The sequence below is a fragment of the Methylomonas fluvii genome, assembly GCF_014850975.1.
Taxonomy (GTDB): domain Bacteria; phylum Pseudomonadota; class Gammaproteobacteria; order Methylococcales; family Methylomonadaceae; genus Methylomonas; species Methylomonas fluvii.
The window spans coordinates 682,195-707,021 of sequence record NZ_JACXST010000002.1; the positions used below are offsets into that span (position 1 = coordinate 682,195).

The 24,827-nt window shown below is 49.8% G+C and carries 23 protein-coding genes, 2 tRNA genes and 1 rRNA gene; 5 read left to right on the top strand and 21 right to left on the bottom strand.

Annotated features, from left to right (window positions below; all coding sequences use genetic code 11):
• Window positions 1-221: 221 nt before the first annotated feature.
• From EBB_RS12675 to cutA, 16 genes are all read right to left on the bottom strand, one after another.
• Window positions 222-297 (bottom strand) — tRNA-Ala (locus tag EBB_RS12675).
• Window positions 298-413: 116 nt separating this feature from the next.
• Window positions 414-490 (bottom strand) — tRNA-Ile (locus EBB_RS12680).
• Window positions 491-550: 60 nt separating this feature from the next.
• Window positions 551-2,084, bottom strand: a 16S ribosomal RNA gene (locus EBB_RS12685).
• 455 nt (window positions 2,085-2,539) lie between these two features.
• Window positions 2,540-3,514, bottom strand: a complete 975-nt coding sequence (fcl, locus tag EBB_RS12690; RefSeq protein WP_192394188.1) for a GDP-L-fucose synthase — start codon at window positions 3,512-3,514, stop codon at window positions 2,540-2,542.
• Between the two features lie 4 nt (window positions 3,515-3,518).
• A complete protein-coding gene (gene gmd / locus EBB_RS12695) occupies window positions 3,519-4,640 on the bottom strand; it encodes a GDP-mannose 4,6-dehydratase (protein ID WP_192394189.1) in 1,122 nt (373 codons plus the stop codon).
• A gap of 99 nt (window positions 4,641-4,739) precedes the next feature.
• On the bottom strand, window positions 4,740-6,323 hold the full coding sequence (xrtD, locus tag EBB_RS12700; protein ID WP_192394190.1) for a VPLPA-CTERM-specific exosortase XrtD: 1,584 nt from the start codon (window positions 6,321-6,323) through the stop codon (window positions 4,740-4,742).
• 191 nt (window positions 6,324-6,514) lie between these two features.
• A complete protein-coding gene (locus tag EBB_RS12705) occupies window positions 6,515-7,042 on the bottom strand; it encodes a hypothetical protein (protein WP_192394191.1) in 528 nt (175 codons plus the stop codon).
• A gap of 179 nt (window positions 7,043-7,221) precedes the next feature.
• Window positions 7,222-8,418, bottom strand: coding sequence for a class I SAM-dependent rRNA methyltransferase (locus EBB_RS12710; protein WP_192394192.1), 1,197 nt, complete (start codon window positions 8,416-8,418; stop codon window positions 7,222-7,224).
• A 6-nt stretch (window positions 8,419-8,424) separates the two neighbouring features.
• Window positions 8,425-9,069 (bottom strand): DUF3426 domain-containing protein, encoded by a 645-nt coding sequence (locus tag EBB_RS12715; RefSeq protein WP_192394193.1) that lies wholly within the window; start codon window positions 9,067-9,069, stop codon window positions 8,425-8,427.
• 4 nt (window positions 9,070-9,073) lie between these two features.
• Window positions 9,074-9,958, bottom strand: a complete 885-nt coding sequence (gene prmA, locus EBB_RS12720; protein WP_192394194.1) for a 50S ribosomal protein L11 methyltransferase — start codon at window positions 9,956-9,958, stop codon at window positions 9,074-9,076.
• Between the two features lie 65 nt (window positions 9,959-10,023).
• Window positions 10,024-11,367, bottom strand: coding sequence for an acetyl-CoA carboxylase biotin carboxylase subunit (gene accC, locus EBB_RS12725; RefSeq protein ID WP_192394195.1), 1,344 nt, complete (start codon window positions 11,365-11,367; stop codon window positions 10,024-10,026).
• Window positions 11,368-11,387: 20 nt separating this feature from the next.
• A complete protein-coding gene (gene accB / locus EBB_RS12730) occupies window positions 11,388-11,825 on the bottom strand; it encodes an acetyl-CoA carboxylase biotin carboxyl carrier protein (RefSeq protein ID WP_192394196.1) in 438 nt (145 codons plus the stop codon).
• On the bottom strand, window positions 11,815-12,276 hold the full coding sequence (aroQ, locus tag EBB_RS12735; RefSeq protein WP_192394197.1) for a type II 3-dehydroquinate dehydratase: 462 nt from the start codon (window positions 12,274-12,276) through the stop codon (window positions 11,815-11,817). Before aroQ ends, accB begins: the two co-directional genes overlap by 11 nt.
• A 112-nt stretch (window positions 12,277-12,388) precedes the next feature.
• Window positions 12,389-12,916, bottom strand: coding sequence for a TlpA family protein disulfide reductase (locus tag EBB_RS12740; protein WP_192394198.1), 528 nt, complete (start codon window positions 12,914-12,916; stop codon window positions 12,389-12,391).
• Window positions 12,913-15,132 carry a protein-disulfide reductase DsbD gene (locus tag EBB_RS12745; protein ID WP_192394199.1) on the bottom strand — a complete coding sequence of 740 codons (2,220 nt, stop codon included), beginning with the start codon at window positions 15,130-15,132 and terminating at the stop codon, window positions 12,913-12,915. The genes EBB_RS12740 and EBB_RS12745 overlap by 4 nt, the downstream gene beginning before the upstream one ends.
• Complete coding sequence (gene cutA, locus EBB_RS12750; RefSeq protein ID WP_192394200.1) at window positions 15,114-15,431, bottom strand: divalent-cation tolerance protein CutA; 318 nt, start codon at window positions 15,429-15,431, stop codon at window positions 15,114-15,116. Before cutA ends, EBB_RS12745 begins: the two co-directional genes overlap by 19 nt.
• 72 nt (window positions 15,432-15,503) lie before the next feature.
• Between cutA and EBB_RS12755 the strand changes: the two genes are divergently transcribed.
• Window positions 15,504-15,944 carry an FxsA family protein gene (locus tag EBB_RS12755; protein ID WP_192394201.1) on the top strand — a complete coding sequence of 147 codons (441 nt, stop codon included), beginning with the start codon at window positions 15,504-15,506 and terminating at the stop codon, window positions 15,942-15,944.
• A 61-nt stretch (window positions 15,945-16,005) separates the two neighbouring features.
• Here the strand turns inward: EBB_RS12755 and EBB_RS12760 are convergent, their stop codons facing one another.
• Window positions 16,006-16,242 (bottom strand): YgaP family membrane protein, encoded by a 237-nt coding sequence (locus EBB_RS12760; RefSeq protein ID WP_192394202.1) that lies wholly within the window; start codon window positions 16,240-16,242, stop codon window positions 16,006-16,008.
• A gap of 101 nt (window positions 16,243-16,343) precedes the next feature.
• Here EBB_RS12760 and uvrD point away from each other — a divergent pair, with 101 nt between their 5' ends.
• On the top strand, window positions 16,344-18,509 hold the full coding sequence (uvrD, locus tag EBB_RS12765) for a DNA helicase II (RefSeq protein ID WP_192394203.1): 2,166 nt from the start codon (window positions 16,344-16,346) through the stop codon (window positions 18,507-18,509).
• Between the two features lie 66 nt (window positions 18,510-18,575).
• On the opposite strand, the gene pyk is transcribed toward uvrD, so the two are convergent.
• Both pyk and gap read right to left on the bottom strand, forming a co-directional pair.
• Window positions 18,576-20,009, bottom strand: coding sequence for a pyruvate kinase (gene pyk, locus EBB_RS12770; RefSeq protein WP_192394204.1), 1,434 nt, complete (start codon window positions 20,007-20,009; stop codon window positions 18,576-18,578).
• An 8-nt stretch (window positions 20,010-20,017) separates the two neighbouring features.
• Entirely contained in the window at window positions 20,018-21,031 is a 1,014-nt protein-coding gene (gap, locus tag EBB_RS12775) for a type I glyceraldehyde-3-phosphate dehydrogenase (RefSeq protein WP_192394205.1), read from the bottom strand.
• A gap of 275 nt (window positions 21,032-21,306) precedes the next feature.
• On the opposite strand from gap, the gene ylqF reads away from it, so the two are divergent.
• Window positions 21,307-22,254, top strand: coding sequence for a ribosome biogenesis GTPase YlqF (gene ylqF / locus EBB_RS12780; protein ID WP_192394206.1), 948 nt, complete (start codon window positions 21,307-21,309; stop codon window positions 22,252-22,254).
• A gap of 77 nt (window positions 22,255-22,331) precedes the next feature.
• On the opposite strand, the gene EBB_RS12785 is transcribed toward ylqF, so the two are convergent.
• Window positions 22,332-23,039, bottom strand: a complete 708-nt coding sequence (locus EBB_RS12785; protein WP_192394207.1) for an endonuclease/exonuclease/phosphatase family protein — start codon at window positions 23,037-23,039, stop codon at window positions 22,332-22,334.
• A 115-nt stretch (window positions 23,040-23,154) separates the two neighbouring features.
• Entirely contained in the window at window positions 23,155-23,811 is a 657-nt protein-coding gene (locus EBB_RS12790; RefSeq protein WP_192394208.1) for a methyltransferase, read from the bottom strand.
• Window positions 23,812-24,173: 362 nt separating this feature from the next.
• On the opposite strand from EBB_RS12790, the gene EBB_RS12795 reads away from it, so the two are divergent.
• Both EBB_RS12795 and EBB_RS12800 read left to right on the top strand, forming a co-directional pair.
• On the top strand, window positions 24,174-24,614 hold the full coding sequence (locus EBB_RS12795; RefSeq protein ID WP_192394209.1) for a cupin domain-containing protein: 441 nt from the start codon (window positions 24,174-24,176) through the stop codon (window positions 24,612-24,614).
• Between the two features lie 35 nt (window positions 24,615-24,649).
• A complete protein-coding gene (locus EBB_RS12800; RefSeq protein ID WP_192394210.1) occupies window positions 24,650-24,787 on the top strand; it encodes a hypothetical protein in 138 nt (45 codons plus the stop codon).
• The last annotated feature ends 40 nt before the right edge of the window (window positions 24,788-24,827 follow it).

Here is a 24,827-nt window from a genome sequence, read left to right on the forward strand (position 1 = left end):
CATTCGAGCCAGACTTCATCCAAACCGCAACTCGTTTTAGTTTTGATCATTGCTGATCGTTACTATAGTTACAGATTTCCATATTGTTAAAGAGCTATCGGTACGAATACCAATGCTATAAAGTCTTTATCTATTAACGAAGATAAAACCTCATAGCGTTGATGTTCTAACATCGACTATCTATTGGCGACGAACTGGTTGACCCTCAGCATTCAGCGTGATGGTGGAGCCAGGGAGGATCGAACTCCCGACCTCCTGCGTGCAAGGCAGGCGCTCTCCCAGCTGAGCTATGGCCCCTAAAACAGACTAAAGACCAAGACTCAAGCAGAAACCCAACTATTCGCAACCCTATCTATCTAAGCAGGAGTGTTGCTTGATCGTTTTCCGCCTTATTGCTTTCGCCTTTTATGCGTTGGTGGGTCTGGGAGGAGTTGAACCTCCGACCTCACCCTTATCAGGGGTGCGCTCTAACCAACTGAGCTACAGACCCAGGTGCGTCTTTCAATCGAAATAATTTGTTGTGAGTACGTGCAACGGTGTGCCGTCTTTGTAAGGAGGTGATCCAGCCCCAGGTTCCCCTAGGGCTACCTTGTTACGACTTCACCCCAGTCATGAATCACAAAGTGGTAAGCGCCCTCCCGAAGGTTAAACTACCTACTTCTTTTGCAACCCACTCCCATGGTGTGACGGGCGGTGTGTACAAGGCCCGGGAACGTATTCACCGCGGCATTCTGATCCGCGATTACTAGCGATTCCGACTTCACGCAGTCGAGTTGCAGACTGCGATCCGGACTGGGACCGGCTTTTTGGGATTCGCTTACTCTCGCGAGTTCGCAGCCCTCTGTACCGGCCATTGTAGCACGTGTGTAGCCCTACCCATAAGGGCCATGATGACTTGACGTCGTCCCCACCTTCCTCCGGTTTATCACCGGCAGTCTCCCTAGAGTTCCCGGCATGACCCGCTGGCAACTAAGGATAAGGGTTGCGCTCGTTACGGGACTTAACCCAACATTTCACAACACGAGCTGACGACAGCCATGCAGCACCTGTCTCAGAGTTCCCGAAGGCACTCCGCTATCTCTAACAGATTCTCTGGATGTCAAGGGTAGGTAAGGTTCTTCGCGTTGCATCGAATTAAACCACATGCTCCACCGCTTGTGCGGGCCCCCGTCAATTCATTTGAGTTTTAGCCTTGCGGCCGTACTCCCCAGGCGGTCAACTTAATACGTTAGCTCCACTACTAAGTTCTTTAAGAACCCAACAGTTAGTTGACATCGTTTACGGCGTGGACTACCAGGGTATCTAATCCTGTTTGCTACCCACGCTTTCGTACCTCAGCGTCAGTTTTAGTCCAGGGAGCCGCCTTCGCCACTGGTGTTCCTTCAGATCTCTACGCATTTCACCGCTACACCTGAAATTCCACTCCCCTCTACTAAACTCTAGTTGCCCAGTATCAAATGCAGTTCCCAGGTTAAGCCCAGGGCTTTCACATCTGACTTAAACAACCGCCTACGCACGCTTTACGCCCAGTAATTCCGATTAACGCTTGCACCCTCCGTATTACCGCGGCTGCTGGCACGGAGTTAGCCGGTGCTTCTTGTATAGGTAATGTCAGTCTACCGGGTATTAACCGGCAGGTATTCCTTCCTATTGAAAGTGCTTTACAACCCTCAGGCCTTCTTCACACACGCGGTATTGCTGGATCAGGCTTTCGCCCATTGTCCAATATTCCCCACTGCTGCCTCCCGTAGGAGTCTGGGCCGTGTCTCAGTCCCAGTGTGGCTGATCATCCTCTCAGACCAGCTATGGATCGTCGCCTTGGTAGGCCTTTACCCTACCAACTAGCTAATCCAACATAGGCTCATCTATTAGCGCCAGGCCCGAAGGTCCCCAGCTTTCCCCCGTAGGGCGTATGCGGTATTAGCGTGAGTTTCCCCACGTTGTCCCCCACTAATAGGCAGATTCCTATGCATTACTCACCCGTCCGCCACTCGTCAGCGCCCGAAGGCCTGCTACCGTTCGACTTGCATGTGTTAAGCATACCGCCAGCGTTCAATCTGAGCCATGATCAAACTCTTCAGTTTAATTTTAACTTGTTACTAAATAAGATTAGTAACCAATCTTGGCTCGACTACAGAACATCTTTTCTTGCGAATTGACGTGGTTTCTGTGTCGACTATTTTTAAACAGCACATAGTCGCTACACATACCCACACAAATTATTTCGATTTCGTTTGTTAAAGAGCTAGAGCATTTCGCCCTGTTGAGCCGACATATTCTACAGCGTTTTCAATGTTTGTCAAATTTATTTTTAAGTCATTTCAAAAACCGAAACCCAAAAAACAAACCCGCCAATCAACCACCTCAAACCCACCGAACTAAGCCGACCGCTTCACCGCTAAAACTTAAAGACCGGAGCAGTGAAGAGCCGCTCATTATACATCCCATTCAGATTGAGTCAAGCATTAATTCTATCCGGGCAAATTTCCGTTTGCCTACTTGATAAACATGCGCGCCAGACGCTGGGATTTGGACAACACTATTCCACCTTAAACTGGCCTTGATGCTCTATAAACCAACGATAAGTAAGCTCCAGACCTTTTTTCAGAGGTACCTTTGGTTGCCAACCCAAAGATTTAAGCTTTGAGACATCCATCAATTTTCGCGGAGTACCATCCGGCTTGGTACTGTCCCAGCTAATTTGCCCTTGATAACCAACGATATCTTGGATGGTTTCAGCCAATTCACGCACCGTTACATCTTCACCAGTCCCAACATTTAAATGCGACAACATGGGTTCAGTGCAGGATTGATATTGCTCTTTGTCCAAGGCCATCACGTGCAGACAAGCAGCCGCCATATCCTCGACGTGCAAAAATTCGCGCATAGCCTTACCTGTTCCCCACACGCTGACAGTCGGAGAATTACTAACCTTGGCATCATGAAACTTTCTAATTAATGCCGGGATAACATGGCTATTTTGCAAGTGAAAATTATCGTTTTCACCATACAAATTGGTCGGCATCACCGACCGATAATCTACGCCGTACTGCCTATTATAGGATTCGCATAACTTAATCCCAGCAATCTTAGAAATTGCGTAGGGTTCATTGGTCGACTCCAATACCCCGGTCAACAGCGCGCTTTCTCGCATAGGCTGCTCAGCGAATTTTGGATAAATACAAGAACTGCCCAAAAATAGCAGTTGCTTACATCCAACCCGCCAAGCCTGATGGACCACATTGGCTTCCATCATCAGATTTTGATAGATAAACTCAGCCGGATATTCGTTGTTTGCATGAATACCGCCAACCTTGGCCGCAGCCAGAATCACCTGATTCGGGCGCTCTTGTTGCATAAAGTCCCGCACAGCCGCTTGATCGGTCAAATCCAATTCAGCATGCGTACGCACTACAATGTTTTGATAACCCGCCCCAGTCAATTGCCGATAAATTGCTGAGCCGACCATACCTCTGTGGCCCGCCAGATAAATCTTACCTTTCTTATCTAACATGCTGTTACTCCCGACTAACCGCCACGTTATAACCTTGTTCTTTCAGCAGAGCATGTTTTTGCGCTTGCTCAAGATCATAAGCCACCATTTCGGATACCATTTCCTGCAAGGTAATTTGCGGCACCCAACCTAATTTGTTCTTGGCATTAGTAGGATCACCCAACAGCGTTTCCACTTCGGCCGGTCTAAAATAGCGCGGATCGATAGCGACGATGTTTTGACCAACCGCCATACCAGGTGCTTTGTCTCCGGCAATAGCATCGACATAACCTTTTTCGTCAACGCCCGCACCTTCCCAACGAATAGTCACACCCAATTCTTTAGCCGACATTTCGATAAATTGTCTTACCGAATACTGCACGCCAGTGGCTATCACAAAATCCTCGGGCTGTTCTTGCTGCAACATCATCCATTGCATCCGCACATAGTCCTTAGCATGCCCCCAGTCTCGAAGAGAATCCATATTGCCCATATATAGACACTTATCCAGACCAATTGCGATGTTACTGAGGCCGCGAGTAATTTTACGCGTCACGAAAGTTTCGCCTCGGCGCGGCGATTCGTGGTTGAACAAAATACCGTTACACGCATACATACCGTAAGCTTCACGATAATTGACAGTGATCCAATAGGCGTAGAGTTTGGCTACCGCATAAGGCGAACGGGGATAAAACGGTGTGGTTTCTTTCTGCGGAATTTCTTGGACCAGCCCATACAACTCAGAAGTGGATGCCTGGTAAAAACGCGTAGTTTTCTCCATCCCGAGGAAACGAATAGCTTCCAACAGCCGTAATGTCCCCATACCGTCTACATCGGCCGTGTATTCAGGAGACTCAAATGATACAGCGACATGACTCATCGCGCCCAAGTTGTAGACTTCATCCGGACGAATTTCGCTAAGGATACGGGTGAGGTTCGAACTATCCGTCAAATCGCCGTAATGAAGAAAAAATTTCGGATCTTTGATATGCGGGTCTTGATAGATATGATCAACGCGTTCGGTATTAAATAATGACGAACGCCGTTTGATGCCATGTACTTCATAGCCTTTTTCCAACAAAAACTCGGCAAGATAGGATCCGTCTTGCCCGGTTATGCCAGTGATCAATGCTTTTTTTCTACTCATTTACAGCTCCTTTTCTTTTGAGTCAAATCGACGTAAAACAGTCTTAAAATCGCTAGGCAATTAAGCCCACGTCTTGATTCATTAGCCTGGTATAGCCGACTAAACAGGCTCAATGACCTTACCCGGCAAATAGGCGGGTAACTCAGGCAATAAATCTTTTAAAAATAGATGAAGGCGATTGTCGGCAACGGCAATATCTTCCACCTTATCCACAGGAGTCACCAAGCGAATCAAGGCCCCGTCGGTGCGATTCATAGTGATGGCATCATAAAATAAATACCATTTGACCATATATTCATTAGTTATCATCCGTCCGCGCTGTTGAAACCAAAAATACACTAATTGCCTACTTTCGCCTTTTTGGATAATGGCCCGATTTACCTGCAATGCCTGCCCGCCCAGTTGCAAATCTGTGAACTCGCGCTGCTCGAAACTACTTATCTGCCAACCATCCCCAGGAATACAACTGCGCGGCGAATGCACTACGGCGCCCTTACGTTGCGACTGGTAATACGCGCTGTAAAAATTAACGCTGTTCCGAGTTTCAGGTTGAACGAAATTGACAATAACATAGTCCGTCAATTTCAACTCGTTTAGATAAAACTGGGTTAAATAGTCATTGCGTCCTTGCCAACTTCCCAACGTCGTCGGAAATGTTAAAAACGCTTTTCGCGTCGGAATAATGTCTTCTCGCCCCTTAAAGACCTCTGAAGCGCCTGCACCTATACAAAGCAATAGCAACACCGCGAAAACCGATTTGTTCAATATCGCGGCAATATCTCGACGCGCCGTGTGGCTCCATTCTTCCGGAATCTGCACCAGTTCGCCCATTGCCAGTTTCCTACCGCTAATTCGACTAAAAACCCACATTTCAATAAATAGCAGCAGCATGCAAAGTAAAAACACCGCCCAGCCTTCAAAATCATGCAGGAAGCCTTCAGCCATCTCAGTACCCCAGTTATCGACCAGGACCCCGATGACGCCTATCCTAAAACTGTTCATAAAAATAGTCAGGGGCATCGAAGACAGAAAAATCAGCAATTTCTGCCAGAATGGGCCTTTAAACAAATAAGCGCATAGGAAAGCCAGACTGGCCAAAGGAAACAAATAACGCAATCCGCTACAAGCATCGACCACTTGCAACTTATAACTGCCTAGATCGATAACATTCCCTTCCAGGTAAACCATGATGTCGCAAGCGCGTATAAATTCCACACCCAACCAGGAAGAAATCAATTGCAGCTTTGACGACAGGTTATTCAGTATGAAAGAAGGAAACGGCACCATGAAGACTAAAAACAACAGGGGGATAGCCCCAACCCGCAACCCGCGCAGCCCGAAAGCACTGGCAAACATCCCCGTCAACACCACCAGAAACGCATACTGCTCCATGGTTTTTATGGTTGCCAATCCGCCCAGAATAAAAAGAATCAATCCTAAGCAGATAATTGTGATACCGGGCAGCGACGCTTTAAATACTTGAACCAAGACTAGCTCGCCGCGCCGTACCCAAAGCAGGTAAATAGTGATGATAGGTATAAAAAACCCGTGACTGTATTCCTCGACGTTCGTCCATGTCGTCGCCATTTCGATAAGGCTATCTCTGAACACCACGCACAGCAGCAATAAAGCCGCACCCCATAATGACCAAACAATGGCCGGTTTCGTATTCTCTGTATTCATTCCGTGTCGAAAATAAGAATTGATGTTTAAATTTCTCCCATACCGGCACTATTTGTTAGTGCGGTATGGAAATTTAGTCCTACTTACTAACCTAACCCGAGCAATTGCAATCGCGCCGACCGGTAAATCCAACCATTATCCCCGAGCTTTATTAAAGCGAAGTGACACATCATGACAGACAAATAACACTTTTAAGCTTCGGGATCAGCTGTGAAAATTGGGTTTGTTTTGTCTTCTTCATGCAATTTAGCTTTTTCTTCAGGATAAATATGCCAAAAAGATTGATCGATAGCACCGTCGGTATAGCTGTTTTTACGATCATGGGTAAATGGACACCACCAGTTTTCCACCACTTTCACCAAGTAAGCATGCCATTCGAATAAGCCCACACTGACCGGACAATACCAAGTGCAATTCAAAATCCAGAATAATTTCGATTGCGCCATGCTGAATTTGAATGACCCGTCCATAGTAATCTGATTTTTTAAATCATACCGATGGCTCGCCCTGGCCGGTAAAAAATCACCCCATTTTTTAACATTTTCCGCACCGACCAATTTCAGGCTGAAATAAGTCAAATAAGCGCTGGTAATCACAAACGGCAAGGTCAAAATCGGCAAATAGATAAACAGCAAACCGATGGCTCTGGCTATAACCGGCATCTGTTTATGATGGCAACCGATATTGACGCGGTCTGCACAAGATTCGCAGGCTTTCATGTTTATTTCTCCTCTGGAGTCGTTATTATTATTTGCTCGCTATGGAGCAGTTGAAAAATGCTGCGACAACCTTCGCAGCAGAATTTTTTTTCGCCCAGCAAAGTATTGAGCTCAAAACCGGGAATCAACACCCGCTGACCGCACAGACCGCATTGAGGCTTGGAATCCACCATGATTGACTATAGCCGGCTGGATACTGCACAAAAAAAGGTTTTCAAATAATCGGTCTCGGGCAAGGCCGGATGAATCGGATGATCAGGACCTTGACTACCGGAACCGAAAAACACCAAGTGCCGGTCAATGTGCCGCGCCGAAGAACGCAGTATTTCATGCAGATTATCTTTACTCAAATGATGGGAGCATGATGCCGAGACCAAAATACCATTATTCGACAAAACCTGTAGCGCCAAATGATTCAAGCGCCGATAGGCTTCGTACCCTGCTTTGAAATCTTTTTTACGTTTAATCAGCGCCGGCGGATCCAGGATGATCGCATCGTAATGTTGTTGCTGTTCACGGGCTTGCTTCAAAAACTCGAACACGTCACTGCGTACGAATTGCATTTTGCCCCGCACCTGATTCAATTCGGCACTAGCTGAAGCTAAAGCCAACGCGCTCTCAGAGCTATCCACACAACACACCTCCGCAGCGCCCGCCAATGCGGCAGGAATACCCCAAGCACCGGCATAGCTGAATAAATCCAGCACCTTTAAGCCATGGCAAGCTTGAGCAAACTGCGCCCTACTATTGCGATGATCGTAAAACCAACCGGTTTTTTGGCCCTCGGCCACATTTACGAGAAAACGCACGTTGTTTTCTTCAATCAGCAATTGCTCAGGCAACTCGCCGTAAACCAACTCAGGCTCCAAGGAAAGGCTCTCCAACTGCCGCTGACTATTGTCGTTTTTTAGCAGAATAGCCGTTGGCTCCAGCAACTCAAGTAGAACCTTGACCAGCACATCCTTATACCGCTCCATTCCGGCAGTGGTAATTTGCACGGAAAGCACAGCACCGAAGCGATCAATCACCAAGCCCGGTAGACCATCGCTTTCGCCAAATACCAAGCGATAATAGGGCTTATCGAACAAACGCTCGCGCAACCCTAAAGCTTGGGCCAAGCGCGCTTTAAAAAAACTTTCATTGATTTTGATATTGGTTTTACGCGTCAACAAGCGCGCGCAAATGAGTGCATGAGGATTCAGATACGCTATCCCCAAAGCTTTACCGCTAGAATCGTGAACAAGGACTAAGTCGCCGGCAGCAAACTGCTCCAACGGGCTGCGCTGGTTATCGACCTCGTTGCTGAACACCCACAAATGCCCTTGCCGCAGGCGTTTGTCTTCGTTTTTTTTCAGGAACAGTTCGGGGTAGCTCATATTGCCCTAAAGTAAGGTAAAGGTATAACCGCCAATGGGTGCAGCAGGCGCCACAACAGACAAGCGGATTTCGACCGTTTGCTCTGGTGCTAGTATTGTTGGTTTTAGAAGGTACTCCGCAGAACTAAACACCCGTTCCGCAATTGCCTGTCCATTAAAATTCAAGACGCTTAGCTTGAAATCGGGCGCCGCTTGCGCAAAAGGCGCCTGATTGCTAAGTGCGGCGCTAAATAAATAACTGCTATCGCTTCTGACTCGCAAATCGCTATGGGAAACGCTCAATTCCTCAAGATTTTTATATGGCGGTAACTGGCAAGATAATGTCGCACAAACTTTATCTAAACTCGCCCTGAGCTGAGGCTGCAAAGTTAAACGATAGCCCTCGAAATACAGTATTTGTGCCACCAATAACAATGCCACTAAGCTGGTGGCGGCAAACCAAACCCGCCGAGTCTGCGGCCGCTGGTCTAAAGTTTGGTGGTCCGGATACGGCAAGCTGTCATTCAGTAGCGCATCTTTATCTTCACTAAGGTATCGCAGCGCATCGAAAGATTTACCGCAAACCGAACAATCTAATAAGCCTCGCGATTGCCGCAAATGCTCCACGGTAACTTCGTGCTGCTCAGCGCAATCCGGACACCGGCTAAACATCTATTCAGTCGGGTTTATAGGCATCCAATCGACACCAGTCTTCCTGACTGACTGGCGGCGCCACAACAAACCCCTGCTCTCGATAAGCTGCCGCTACAGACTCGGCTTGTTCGTTCAAAATGCCGGACAAAATCAACTGCCCGCCCGGCCTGACCAATGCACCAATCGTTGCGGCTAGCTCAATCAGCGGTTTAGCTAGAATATTGGCAAGTACCAAATCAGCTGCAAACGCGGAAAACTGTTCGGGCAGATAATAATCGATCCGTTGCTGAACCTGATTTTTTTCGGCGTTGTATTGACTGGCGGTCAACGCCTGCGGATCAATATCCACCGCATGCGCCCGCTTGGCACCAAGTAACAACGCTGCGACGGCAAGAATCCCTGATCCACAACCGTAGTCGATTAACACTTTATCCTTAATATCGTTACCGGCCAACCACTCCAAACATAATGCAGTCGTCGGATGGGTTCCCGTGCCGAATGCCAAGCCGGGATCCAAAGTCATGCAAACCGTGCCCGGCTCGTGCTGTTCCTGGCCGCTGGGGCAAATCCACAAACGATTGGCAAACTTCATCGCCTGGAAATGCTCCATCCACGCCCGCTCCCAGGCCTGATCTTGCAAAACCTCGGCCACCCATTCCTGCAAGGGCTGACCGATAAATTGATTGAACAGCAAGTTGCGAACAATATCCGGATCGGTATCGAGCTCGAACAAAGCCGTGACCCGAGTACGAGTCCAGATTTTGGTTTGATCAATCGCCGGTTCGTAAACCGGCTCATCATCGGCATCGCTGTAAGTCACCGAAACCGCGCCCAATTCGCTGAAAAACTCCGATACGTCGGGAGCAGTGGTTTCGTCGGTGATAACGGAAAGCTGATGCCAGGCCATAGTTATATAAAGCGTTTAGCGTGGAAAGGAAACGCCATTTTCGTCATCTTCTCGCCCATGCCGAATTAATGGATACCCAATTTCTTTTCGAGATAATGGATATTTTGCCCACCTTGGGCGAACGCCGCGTCTGCCATAATGCTTTGTTGCAAAGGGATGTTGGTTTTGATGCCGTCTATCACCATTTCACTCAGCGCGGTCTTCATCCGGGCAATCGCGCTGGCTCTATCGTCACCGTGAGCAATCAGCTTGCCAATCATGGAATCGTAATACGGCGGCACTTTATAGCCATTATAGATATGCGTCTCGCAACGGATACCAGGGCCACCCGGCATATGGAATTGATCGATTACACCAGGGCTGGGCATAAAGGTTTTCGGATCTTCCGCATTCAAACGGCATTCGATGGCATGACCGGTAAACTTCACCTGCTCTTGCGTGATCGACAAAGGCTCGCCGGCAGCGATACGCAGTTGTTCCTTCACAATATCGAAACCGGTAATCATCTCGGTGACCGGATGCTCGACCTGCACCCGCGTATTCATTTCGATGAAATAAAACTGGCCCTTCTCATAAAGAAACTCGAAAGTACCGGCACCTAGATAACCAATTTCCTGACAAGCCAACGCGCAACGCTCGCCCATCTGTTTGCGTTGCTCTTCGGTAATGCCTGGAGCGGGCGCTTCTTCCACAACCTTTTGATGGCGGCGCTGCATGGAACAATCGCGTTCACCCAAATGTATCGCATTGCCGTGCGAGTCTGCCAACACCTGAAACTCGATATGGCGCGGATCTTCCAGAAACTTTTCCATGTAGACGGTGCTATTGCCAAACGCGGTACCGGCTTCGGCCTTGGTCATCGCAATCGCATTCAGCAACGCGCTTTCTGTATGTACGGTGCGCATGCCGCGACCGCCACCCCCCCCGGCAGCCTTAATAATCACAGGATAACCAATTTCCCGCGCCATTTTCAGATTGGTTTCTTCGTCTTCCCCCAAAGGATCACCGTTACCCGGCACGCAAGGGATACCCGCAGCCTGCATGGCTTTTTTTGCGGCGATCTTGTCACCCATCATCCGAATGGTATCAGGCCTTGGACCAATAAAGACAAAGCCGCTTTGACTCACTTTCTCAGAAAAATCAGCATTCTCGGATAAAAAACCGTAACCGGGATGGATGGCTTCGGCATCCGTCACTTCGGCGGCGCTGATAATCGCCGGGATATTCAAATAGCTGCCGGCGGATGCCGCGGGACCGATACAGACCGCTTCATCAGCCAGTCTTACGTGTTTTAAGTCGCGATCCGCTTCGGAATACACGGCCACGGTTTTAATGCCCAATTCGCGACATGCTCGCAAAATGCGCAAAGCAATCTCGCCGCGATTGGCGATAACAATTTTCTCAAACATTAGTCCAGCCCCTTTGTCCGTTATTCGATGATGAACAAAGGTTGGCCATATTCGACCGGATGGCCGTTTTCAACCAGAATTTGTTTGATTTTGCCGCTTTTATCCGCTTCGATCTGATTCAAAATCTTCATCGCTTCGATAATGCACAAGGTTTGACCATTGCTAACCGACTGCCCAATCTCGACAAATGCCGCTGAACCAGGCGATGCAGAGCGATAAAAAGTCCCAACCATAGGCGATTTCACCACATGTCCGCTGACTTTCTCTTCAGCCGGCGCCACCGCGGCGGGAGCCGCGGCAACCGCTACCGGGGCCGAAGCCAACGGGGCAGCATACTGTATAGGTGCCGCTGAATAACGGCTGATTTTCACTGATTCTTCGCCTTCGCGAATCTCTATTTCAGCAATATCGGATTCCTCGATAAGATCAATCAGTTTTTTTATTTTTCTAATATCCATTGTTCTGAGTTCTCTCTAGTAATATCTGATGAGCGGCTTGCAAAGCCAATTCGTAACCGTTCGCCCCCAATCCGCAGATAACGCCAACGGCAATATCCGAAAAATAGGAATGCTTCCTGAAAGGCTCACGGGCATGCACGTTCGATAAATGTACTTCTATGAATGCAATCTTGGTTGCCAGCAAGGCATCGCGAATCGCCACGCTGGTATGAGTAAATGCAGCAGGATTGATAATGATAAAATCAACACCCTGCCGATACGCTTGATGTATGTGTTCAATAATTTCGTGCTCGGCATTACTTTGCAGAAAATTCAATTGATGCCCAAGGGCTTCAGCCAATTGCTCCATTGCCTGCTGTATGCTCTGCAATGTTTTACTGCCGTACAATCCTGGTTCTCGAACACCTAACAGATTTAAATTGGGTCCATTGAGAACAGTGAGGTTTGCCATTGCCGGTGCTGAACAAAAATACTAAATAAATAGGAATTCTGCCTAATTTGTAGGTTTTTGTCCAGATAAACCGCTTTTCACTTCATTAGCCCGCGTTTTAGCGATTTTTCAGTCATTTTGCCGTCAACAACGGCGCAATCACTTCCAACACTTTTTCTCGGGTCAATTCGCCTAATTGATGATGCACAATTTGCCCTTGTTGATTAATGATCACCGTGAACGGCACGGTATTGATGACATTGCCCAGCTGCTGAGCCAGCATCGTTGCACCTTCGCCGCCAATCAACACCGGATAATTGATCTTGATACGCTTAAGGTAGTCTTCTACCGGTTGCTTATCTTCAATGGCTATACCGACAAATTGCACGCCTTTGTCTTTATACTCGTCCTGCAGCTTGATGAACTCGGGAATTTCCTTCAAACAGGGCGGACACCAGGTTGCCCAGAAGTTGATAATCAATATTTTGCCTTGCCATTGCGTGACCGATTGCGGCGTATCCGCCAAATCAGGCAGACTGAAATTGATTTGCGGAGTCGATTTACCGGCTTCGGGGACTGCGAAATATTGTCTGGCAAACAGACCGGCCGCCAGCGCAATAAAGGCAATAGCGGCGACTATCAGTATGATTTTTTTATTCATAGTTGTTGCAAGGTTCTTAAAAAAGTAGCGGCATCCTGGTAGCCGATCACGCGCTGCGCCACCTGTTCACGACCATCGGCACCGAAAAATATGATGCCCGGCGGCCCAACTAGCTCGAAGCGCTTTAACAAGGCTTTATCCGCCTCATTGTTATCGGTCACGTCAGCCTGGAGCAGCACGAAATCAGCCAATTGTCGCTTAACCTGCGGATCGGTGAAGGTGTAAGCCTCCATCTCTTTACAGGAAATACACCAGTCAGCGTAGAAATCCAGCATCACTGATTTACCGCTGGCGGAGGCCTGCTGAATCCGCTGATCCAATTCCGCTACCGATGCCACCCGCTGAAAACTAAGCCCCTGAACCGATTCCTGCGCTTGCGCATTGAAACCCACACCTTGCAGGGGCTGCAGGGGATTGCCATTTCCGGCGCTCAAGCCGATCAACTGGAGAATGCCGAATACAAGCATGATAATGCCCAAACCTTTCCACAGTTTACGCCAACCGGAAGCCGCTTCCGGCAAAGAATCGATTGCCCCCAGAAATATGGCCGGAATAACCAACAGCAAAGCCCACAAAAACATGGTCACCGCAGCCGGCAAAATCCGCGATAGCATCCACACCGCTACGGCCAGCATCGCCACGCCGAATACGGCTTTGGTGGCATTGAGCCACTCACCGGCCTTGGGCAGCAGTTTTCCAGCTGATGCACCCAGCAGTAATAACGGTGCGCCCATACCCAATCCCATCATGAACAATGCCAAACCGCCCAACACCACATCGCCGGTTTGACCGATGTAAATCAACGCCGCTGCCAGCGGAGCCGCCACGCAAGGCCCGACGATCAGCGACGACAGCGCCCCCATGATCCCGGCGCCAAGATAAGAACCATCGCGATGTTTATCGCTGGAGTGATGCAAGGCCGATTGCAGCGATTTAGGCAGCTCCAAATGGTAAAAACCGAACATCGACAGCGATAACAGTACGAATAACCCTGAAAACACGGCGATTACCCAAGGCTCTTGAAAAGTCGCCTGCAGATTGCTGCCGAACAAAGCCGCCAAGATACCGAACAGCGTATACATCAACGCTGAAGCGAACACATAACTCAAAGACAGCAAAAAGGCCTTACGCGTACCGATTTGATCACCATGACCGACGATGATGCCGGATAAAATCGGAATCATCGGAAACACGCACGGGGTAAAGGCCAGCAACAAGCCGAATCCGAAGAAGCTGAATAAAGTCAGCGCCAAGCTATCATGCCGCAAAGCATTGACGATTTTGTCCTGCTCCGATAACCCGGCAACCCCGACCGGCTTGGCTTGCGGCAAAGCATCAGTGAGCGGCAAGTCAAGGCTCACCTTAGATTGCATGGGCGGATAGCAAACGCCGCGGTCAGCGCAACCTTGAAACTTTGCCAGCAACTCAATGGTTTCGGCGGCCTTGCTATCTCGTAACAGCGGTATATCGACGCTGATCTGGTTTCGGTAGATTTGCACCTGACCAAACTCAGCGTCGTGGTAAGCAGCCCCTTCCGGAAGCTGCAACGGCGTCAGCCGCGTCTGGCTAGAGCCCTCCGCTTTAACCGACAACTTATCCTTATAAAGGTAATAGCCCTCGGCAATTTGCCAAGTTGCTTGCAAAGTATGCGGATCCTTCAAAGTTGCGAAAAACTGAAAAGCTTGTTCCGCCGGCAATAACTCTTCGGAAAACAAACCGGGCGACAAGCCCTTTAGACCTTTGACAAACTGGTTAAGCGCCCCACTGTTTGCAGCTTGCGGAGCTGCAGGGAGCGCCACATCCAGCAGCACTTTTTGCGGCGGATAACAAACTCCGACATCCGCACAACCTTGGTATTTAACCAGCAGCTTTAATTGGGTTTCACGACCTTGATTAATCAGCGGCAACACGACATCCAAGGTATTGCGATACACCACCACGTCACCCAGACTCGGGTCATGCTCGGTAACGCCTTCCGGCATACTTGCCTGACCCAACTGAATCGCTTCGGTTTGCGACTGGAACTTGGTCTTATCCCGATACAGGTGATAGCCTTCGACTATCTGCCAGTGCAGTTCAACTTTATCGGTGGTTTCAGCCGTGGCAGTTAATTTGAACGCCTGCTCCGGGGGCAAAAAATCCTGACTGTCCAGCGCCGCCGCAGTGCGCCCAAAAACAGCGAATAAACATAATAAAATCAGTCGATGCCAAGGCATGAGTCTATCCATTTCAAATAATCCAGCGAGCCGCATTCTATCGCGACCGCAATAATTTCCGGGAGTTGGTAAGGGTGTAGGCTTTTCAGCGTCGCTTCAATGGCCGCATAGCGGTCTTGATGACTTTTGATGAGCAGCAAATGTTCCTGAGCGGTTTCAATTTCACCTTGCCATTCGTAGACTGAGCGCACACCCGGCAGGATGTTCACGCAGGCTGCTAATTTTTGGGTTATCAGAGTGCCGGCCAGTTTGTCAGCAACCTCTAGGTCCGGGCAGGTACAAAGAATCAATTGATACATCGCGATATTATCCTGGAATTTGCACCAAGATGCTCTTAGTATTAGCGGCTTTTTACCGCAACCGGACTCACCATGAAAACCATGCAAATTCTGTTTATCGCTTTTTTGATCGTGCCGTTTGTGGAAATATACGTGCTACTGCAAGTCGGTGGCTTGATCGGCGCCTTTCCCACTATTTTGCTAGTGGTTTTTACTGCTGTACTAGGCGCTTGGCTACTACGTCGGCAAGGTTTCGCCACCTGGCAGCGCTTTCAGTCCGGGTTGGCACAAGGGGAAATTCCGGCGTATGAAATGATCGAGGGCCCGATATTGCTGGTAGGTGGAGCGTTGTTATTGACGCCGGGATTTTTTACCGACCTGTTGGGTTTCGCTTGTCTGATTCCGACCTTACGCAGAAAGATTGCTCAGTACATTATCGAGCACCATTTGCTGCAAACTCAGGTGGGCTCTGTGTTTAAACAGGCACGAAACTCGCAAACCATTATCGAAGGCGAGTACAACAAACAAGATTAATAAGCTTTTCTTGAATCCGAATCCGCGCCAAAGGCGCGGATTCGGAGCTGGTCACTAGCGCTTATTGACCGGTGGAACCTGCATCGGCACCCAAAGTATTTTTTTCCATACCGGAATATACCGGGCACCAGCCGGAATAACTGGTCGCAACCAAGACCAAGCCAACCAACAACATCAGGATGCTGGCGGTAAACAGCGATACGCTCAGCAGCACCACGCCAGAAACCATGCGAACTTTCTTATCTTTCTCACCGATGTTGTGCTCAAATTTGATCAAACGTTTATAATCGAAGCTCATTTCCAATCCTCTCTGTGTTGTAGTTATTAGTCCCGACGCACGGCTTTCCTTTAAAGGCAAGCAAATATACACAGCTCCTCAAAATCTGCAAGTTATAAAAAATGGACGTCTCTTCTATCATCACCTCGCTAAACGACGACCAACGTCTGGCCGTTTCCGCCCCCATGCAAGCCATGCTGGTGCTGGCCGGCGCCGGTAGCGGCAAAACCCGGGTACTGGTCCATCGCATCGCCTGGCATATTCAAGTCAACCACATTTCGCCCTACAACATCCTGGCGGTGACCTTTACCAACAAAGCCGCCAACGAAATGCGCAACCGCATCGAAGAGCTACTGGAAACTCCGGCCCGCGCGATGTGGATAGGCACCTTCCACGGCTTGGCGCACCGCCTACTGCGACAACACGCCAAACAAGCCAAGCTGCCCGACACCTTTCAGGTGATGGATAGCGACGATCAGTTGCGCATCATCAAGCGCCTAATGAAAAACCTGAATCTGGATGACAGCAAGTGGCCGCCCAAGCAGGCGCAATGGTTTATCAATGCGCAAAAAGACGAAGGCATCCGCGCCAAGCATATGCAGGACAGCGGCGATTTTTATAACCGGCAGATGAAGGAAGTTTACCTAGCATATGAAGACGTGTGCCAACGCTCCGGCTTGGTGGATTTTGCCGAATTGTTACTTAGGGCTCATGAACTGCTGCGCGATAACGACGACTTACTGGCCTTTTACCGGCAACGTTTCCAACAAGTCCATGTCGATGAATTTCAGGATACCAACACCATTCAATACGCTTGGCTGCGCCTGCTTACCGAAGGCAATAACAATTTATTCGTGGTCGGCGACGATGATCAATCGATCTACGGCTGGCGCGGCGCCAAAATCGAGAATATTTTCAATTTCCAAAAGCACTATCCCGAGCACGGCATCGTGCGTCTGGAGCAAAACTACCGTTCCACCGGCCACATTCTGAAAGCTGCCAACACCCTGATTGCCAATAACGACAATCGGATGGGCAAGGAATTGTGGACAGCTGCCGGCGAAGGCCAGGCCATTTCCTTGTATTCCGCATTTAACGAGCAAGACGAAGCCTATTTCGTGGTCGAGAAAATCCGGCAATGGGTGAAAGACGGCGGCTTACGCAGCGAGACGGCGATTTTGTATCGCTCCAACGCCCAATCGCGGCAGTTTGAAGAACGCTTGATGACCACCGCCACACCCTACCGGGTATATGGCGGCCTGCGCTTTTTTGAGCGCATGGAAATCAAAAACGCCCTCGCCTATTTACGACTGTCCACCAACCCGCACGACGACCCTTCGTTTGAACGAGTCGTCAACACACCGACGCGCGGCATTGGGGCCAAAACCCTGGATGACATGCGTATTCTGGCCCGCGAACAACAGCTATCACTGTGGCAAGCGGCCCTGGCAATGCTGGAAAGCAATCAACTACCTGCCCGCGCCAGCAATGCCCTACGCGGCTTTTTAAACCTGATTATCGCGCTCGGCGAAACGACTAAAGATTTGAGCTTGCATGAAACGGTCAAACAAGTCGTAGAGACCAGCGGCTTGATCGAGCTGTATAAAAAAGAAAAGCAAGACAAAGGCGAAGCCAGAGTGGAAAACCTGGAGGAGTTGGTCAACGCCGCCAGACTATTTGATTACGACAGCGAAAACGCCGAAAACCTGGGTGAGCTGGACATGTTCTTAGCACACGCCGCTTTGGAAGCCGGCGAAATGCAAGGCGAAGTCGATGAAGATTGCGTACAGTTGATGACGCTGCATTCGGCCAAGGGTTTGGAATTTAAACTGGTGTTTCTAGTGGGTTTGGAGGAAGGCCTGTTTCCCTCGCAACAAGCGTTGGACGATGCGGGCCGCTTACAGGAAGAACGCCGCCTGTGTTACGTGGGTATCACCCGAGCCATGCAACAGCTATATCTAACCCACGCCGAATCCCGGCGCCTATATGGTAAAGACAGTTATCCGCGCGCGTCGCGGTTTTTGCGGGAACTGCCGCCGGAATCGATTCAGGAAATCAGGTTACGCGCCAATGTCAGCAGACCGGCTACTAATAGCGTACCGCAGGCCAAAGGTTTGGGCAGCAAGGGTACTTACAAACTGGGCCAGCCTGTCAGGCACGAAAAATTCGGCGAAGGCGTAGTGCTACAAATGGAAGGCGAAGGCGAACAAGAGCGGGTACAAATCAATTTCCGCAATGCGGGCATCAAATGGCTGATGCTGGCTTACGCCAAACTGGATGCTGCTTAAAATATGTTGAAAACGCGGCGTGCGGATAAACCGAACGCCGCGAAACAGGGCAAGCCGACTAAAAAATTAGTCGGTGACTGTGATAACTTTCATGGAGTTTGTACCGCCACTGGCGCCGGTCAAGTCGCCTTTGGTGCGAATCAGCGCATCGCCCGCTTTTACCACACCCCGCGCTTTCAAGGCCTGAATCAGGGATTCAGTGACACTAGGTGACTCCATCTTTTCCTTGGCGAACGGAATGGGGAATACACCTTTGTAGAGAGTCACGCGACCCAAGGTACGCTCCTGGCTGCTGAAGGCATAGATAGGAATATCAGAGCTAATCCGTGACATCCATAGCGGCGTGGAGCCAGACTCGGTCAACGAGGCTATACCGGCGATTTTGGTATGGTTGGCCATGTACATCGCAGACATCGCAACCGCTTCGTCCATCCGTTCGAACTTGTCGGTCATCCGGTGCATGGATTTGGTCACGCTCGGTTGCTTTTCCGTTTCCAGACAGATACGCACCATGGCTTGCACGGTTTTCACCGGATGCTTGCCTGAAGCGGTTTCGGCCGACAACATGATCGCATCGGTACCGTCAACGATGGCGTTGGCCACGTCGAATACTTCCGCACGAGTCGGGATCGGATTTTCGATCATCGATTCCATCATCTGCGTCGCGGTAATCACGGCCCGGTTCAGCTCGCGCGAACGGCTGATCAGCAGTTTTTGCGCGGCAGGCAGATTGGCGTCGCCGATTTCCACACCCAAGTCGCCACGGGCGACCATGATCGCGTCGGAGGCCAAGATGATTTCGTCGATGACTTCCATCGCTTCCGCACGTTCTACCTTGGCAACCAAGCCGGCGTAGGAACCGGCTGCTTGCAACAGCTCACGAGCTTCATGCATGTCAGCTGCAGTGCGTGGGAAAGAAATTGCCACGTAATCGGCTTGAATCACCGCGATAGTTTTGATGTCTTCTTTGTCCTTGTCGGTCAAAGCCGCCGCAGACAAACCGCCACCCAACAAGTTGATACCTTTGTTGTTGGACAAATCGCCGCCCACCACCACTTTCGTGTTGACGCGGGTGTTATCGATAACATCGACTACATCCAGCACTACCCGGCCATCGTCCAGCAACAAACGGGTACCGGGTTTAACTTCGCGAGCCAAAGGTTCGTAGCTGATACCCACTTGGGTATTATCGCCGTCCAGTTTGCCCAGATTGATATCCAAAGCAAAATCCTGTCCTTCTTCCAGCCAGACTTTGTTGTCTTTGAAGCGTTCGATACGGATTTTCGGACCTTGCAAATCAGCCAGAATACCGACCCTGCGGCCGGTTTTCTTGCTTAATTCGCGAACGCGGTTGGCGCGATCGATATGATCCTGCGCCGAACCGTGCGAGAAATTAAGCCTGACAACGTCGATTCCAGCCTCGAACAACTCTTCAAGTACACCGGGCTTGTCCGTAGCAGGTCCCAGCGTAGCCAGGATTTTCGTTCTTCGTAACAGCATGTAAACCCTTATTTAGCGTTAAACAAAGCAACCGTGGTATCGAGCATACGGTTTGAGAAACCCCACTCGTTGTCATACCAGGACAAGACTTTCACGAAATTGCCGCCGGTAACTTTGGTCAGACCTGCTTCGTAAATAGAAGAATGAGGGTTGTGGTTAAAGTCCATGGACACCAAAGGTTCGTCGTTGATGGCCAAAATACCTTTCAATGGGCCGGCAGCCGCTTCGCGCAGAACGCTGTCGATTTCTTCTTTGGTGGTGTTGCGTGAGGCTTGGAAGCACAAATCCACGACAGACACGTTGATGGTCGGAACACGCATTGCAAAGCCGTCCAGCTTGCCTTTCATTTCAGGCAATACCAAACCTACTGCGGCAGCAGCACCGGTTTTGGTGGGGATCATGGATTGCGTGGCAGAACGAGCACGATGCAAGTCGCTGTGGTACACGTCGGTCAACACTTGGTCGTTGGTGTACGAGTGAATGGTAGTCATCAAACCGTGATCGACACCGATGCTGTCCATCAAAGGTTTAACCAGCGGCGCCAAGCAGTTGGTGGTGCAAGAAGCATTGGAGATAACGGTGTCGGACGCTTTCAAGGTTTGGTGGTTAACACCGTAAACAATCGTGGCATCGACATCATTGCCGCCAGGCGCAGAGATAATGACTTTTTTCGCACCAGCAGAGATATGCGCGGACGCTTTGGCTTTGCTGGTGAAGAAGCCGGTGCACTCGTGAACCACATCAATGCCCAACTCAGCCCAAGGCAGTTTAGCGGGATCTCTTTCAGCAAATACGCGAATTTTATCGCCATTGATCACGATGTAATCGCCGTCTACAGACACATCAAATGGAAATTTACCATGTACAGTGTCGTATTTGGTCAAGTGTGCGTTGGTTTTGGAATCGCCCAAATCGTTAATAGCGACGACTTGGATCTCGTTGGTGCGACCTGATTCGTACAAAGCGCGCATGACATTGCGACCAATACGACCATAACCGTTAATTGCAACTTTAATTGCCATAGAGTTTTCTCCGGGATGAGTGTGAAAGACTTGCGTCGAGATGTGCCAAAAACACCAAAAATAGGCTGGATTGTAGCAACAACCGGCCCTCTACGTCTACCGCCGCGGCGCGCTACGGCGCGCAGAAATCCCGCCTTAAACATATCAGGGCGCTGCCCCTGTTGAAGGGCGCTTACCATCCGGCACCTACAAGCCCTAAAAGCAAACCAGTAATCAATAGCGCCGGCCCGATAAAAGGTACAATTCTATTTTTTCCACTCACCGCAGCACAACCCATGCAAATTCAATGGTATCCCGGCCACATGCACAAGGCCAGCAAGGAAATCAAGCACGCCTTGCCCGACATCGATTTGCTGATTGAAATACTCGACGCCCGCATTCCTTACAGCAGTCAAAACCCGATGCTGGCGAGCCTGCGCGGCGACAAACCCACCATCCGCGTCCTCAGCAAAACCGATTTGGCCGATCCGGAACTGACTAAAACCTGGCAAGCCTATCTGGAACGGGAACAGGCCGTCAAAACCCTGGCCGTCACTACCCAACAACCGGACAAGATCAAACAGATTATCGACTTGTGCGCGAAGATGCTGCCGGAGAAAACCGCCGCCAACAAGGTCATCCGCACCATGATCGTGGGCATCCCTAACGTGGGCAAATCCACCATTATCAATGTGCTGGCCGGCCGTACTATCGCCAAGACCGGCAACGAACCTGCAGTTACCAAGCAGCAGCAAAAAATCAATCTAGGCAATAATATCGTCCTTTCCGACACGCCCGGCGTGCTGTGGCCGAACGTCGAAAACCGTCACAGCGGCTACCGGTTGGCAGTGACCGGCGCAATCAAAGACACCGCCTTCCAACACGACGACATTGCCCTGTATGCACTGGGCTACCTTGGTAAAGCCTACCCGGACCGGCTCGTCCAACGTTATCGTTTGGAATCGTTGCCCGAAGAATCGCTTGCTTTGTTAAAAGCCATCGGCGCCAAACGCGGCTGTTTGCGTAGCGGCGGCATCGTCGAACTGGACAAAGCCGCCAAGCTATTGATGAATGAATTGCGCGCCGGTACTTTGGGCCAAATTACCCTGGAAACTCCCGAGATGATAGAAGCGGAAATGCTGGAACTGGCCGCCATCCGCGAGCAAAAGGCCGCTAGACAAGCAGCCAGGCGGCGCGGAGCCCCATCATTTAGCCCCACCGACATAGAATCACCGAAAAAATAGACCACAAGATGTTCAACGCCGAGAACAGGAACTATCCATCTCGAATCCACAAGCCGCATATTTTGGATACCGGCACCTTAGAAGATAAGCTGGTCAGCAGAGGTTATATTGAAGAGCAACGGACGATGATCGGGCGCCTCCATATCATAAACTCTCGGATCGAGCGGAATCGGCTCAATCCGCACCAAATTGCTGGCCAAAACCCAGTCTAAGGTGTTAACCAATCCGCTATTGGCTTTATGCGTACCTTGCCCCTGCCAGACATCGTGCGAATGAGATCCCTGAATGTCCAAATTCGCGTGGTTACCGATTTCCCAATTCAAATCCCCGGTGATCGCCCAGGTTGCATCCTGCATACTTGCGGCTGATTTCAATTGATACTTTGTCAATCCGGTTTGACCGGACTTGAAGTGACCAAAATGAAGGTAACCGTTATAGTGAGCGAATGCATGCGCGTGGACCGAAAACAACCCTCGGTTCAGGCCTAGAAAATCCCCCTGAAAACCAAAGTCCAGGCCAGGTTTACGGCGAATCGCCACAACATAGCTATTGCTATGCCCACCGTGTAAGCACTGTACACAATAACTAGGCCAATCGGTCTGGTTGTATACTTTATCGAGGAAATTAACATAAGCATCTTCACGAGCCCCGTGTACCTCGCATATAAAAAGCACATCCACTATGGCAGGTTTGAGCATATTGTCGATAAAACTTGAAACCAAAGCCTGCTTCTCTATGGCCGAGCCCTGCCCGTTTTTTTCGATGTTCCAGCTAGCGACAATCATTACTCCACCATTAGTTAAAAAGACGTTAAGAGAATTCCTAAAAGCACCTAGCAAACCGTTATCGCTAAATGCAGGACCCGTGCCATCGAAAATGACATGACAGATGCCACAAAAATTACGCTTTCATGACCTTATAAATGTGATGCGCGCCGGCATGATTAACGGTGCTTTCTTCCACGGTAACCGAAAAACCGAACTCTGGGCCGATGTTTTTCGGATCGTGTTCCTCGCCGACAAATTCCGAGTAGGGAATATAAATCCGCGTGTGCTCGGTGATGTAGTCTTTCACTTGATGGAAAAACCGTTTCAATATATCGCGCCCACCGTCTTCGTTCAGCCCGAAGGTACCGTCGGACGGATAATAATTGAAATTAAAAACGATCAGGTCGAACAGGGTGTGCGGCACATCGGCAAATAAATCGCTGTGCAGAAAATCGATAGGCGCCAAGTCAGGATTCAAGCGCGTGTTCTCCAAGGTGCAATGCACCGCATCCCGATTAAAGTCCACACCCATTACACTTTCGCAGCCTATTTTTTTTAACAAAAATGCGAAGTAGCCGCTGCCGCAGCCCATATCCAAAGCCATTTCAGCGGGCGGCTGTTGCAGAATAAAATTCCCAAAAAAAGAGCTGGTCAATCCAAAATCGGACGGAAACACATTTTTAGCAATTTTCAAGCTTATGCCGTCCAACTCCGTCATATAGGGTTGTTTATCCAAATAGTGGGCTAATTCCTGCTTGCGAGCATCGATGCTCATTTCCGGCTGTTTCATAATTTACGATAGAGTTGAGTTGCGCCACGCTTTTGGACGCCTTTGTTTTAGGAGCCTGCCGTAAACGGCGGGCCGGTTCATACTTGAATCCTACAACAAACAGCGGCTGGCAACCAAACCCTATGCAGTTATTGCCTACCGTGCCTGGTCAGCATCATTGGCCAACTGCCCGCCTTTGATGTCGACCACTCGGTTCGGCTGCCATATAAGCGCGGGCAATTTGCCCGCCATTTTCGGGCAAATACCAGCTTACCCAAACCGCCACCTCACCTACACTGCATCTGTCCGCGATACTCGGAGCCCAAACATCAGCCTGTGTATCAGTTGCACGCCCAACCACTATCAAATAGAAAAACATCACCATGAACACATATCTTTTCGACGACCGCCGTATCAATTGGCAAACCCTCGAGGGATTCGAGCATTTACACTATTTCATTCTAAACATCGACACCGACGCCAACATTATCGACGTCTTGTTCAAATTTGCCGCCGGCCAACAAATAGTGCTGCACCGGCACAAAGCGCCAAACCACATTTTCGTCATCCAAGGTGAACATAGAATCTACCACGCCGACGGTATCTTGAAAGAGATCAAGCCGGTCGGCAGCTACACCCTCAGCCCAGCCAGCGAGGTACCGCACCGGGAAGGCGGCGGCGACATTGACGTCATCCTGTTGTTCAGCATCCGCAGCACCGGGGTGCTGTACGACATACTGGACAACGATGCCAACGTTATTGCTAGACTGGCAATGTCCGACTTCGTGGCACTACACCAAGCGCAGTCCGGGCAAACGGGATAAAAATCACGCAATGCCGGTCATTTTGAACGGGTGCAATGAAAACCTCGCTCTCCGCTCTGTTACTGCTTGCTCAGGAATTGAGCTGTACCGGCAATATCCAGTTGCGCCAGACTTTACTGCTATCATCTAGTCTCGGCCATTTATTCATGGCTTGGGGTTTGACTATTTATTAACCCTGCCCTATTTGTCAAGGATATGCCGCTTGAGCTCAGA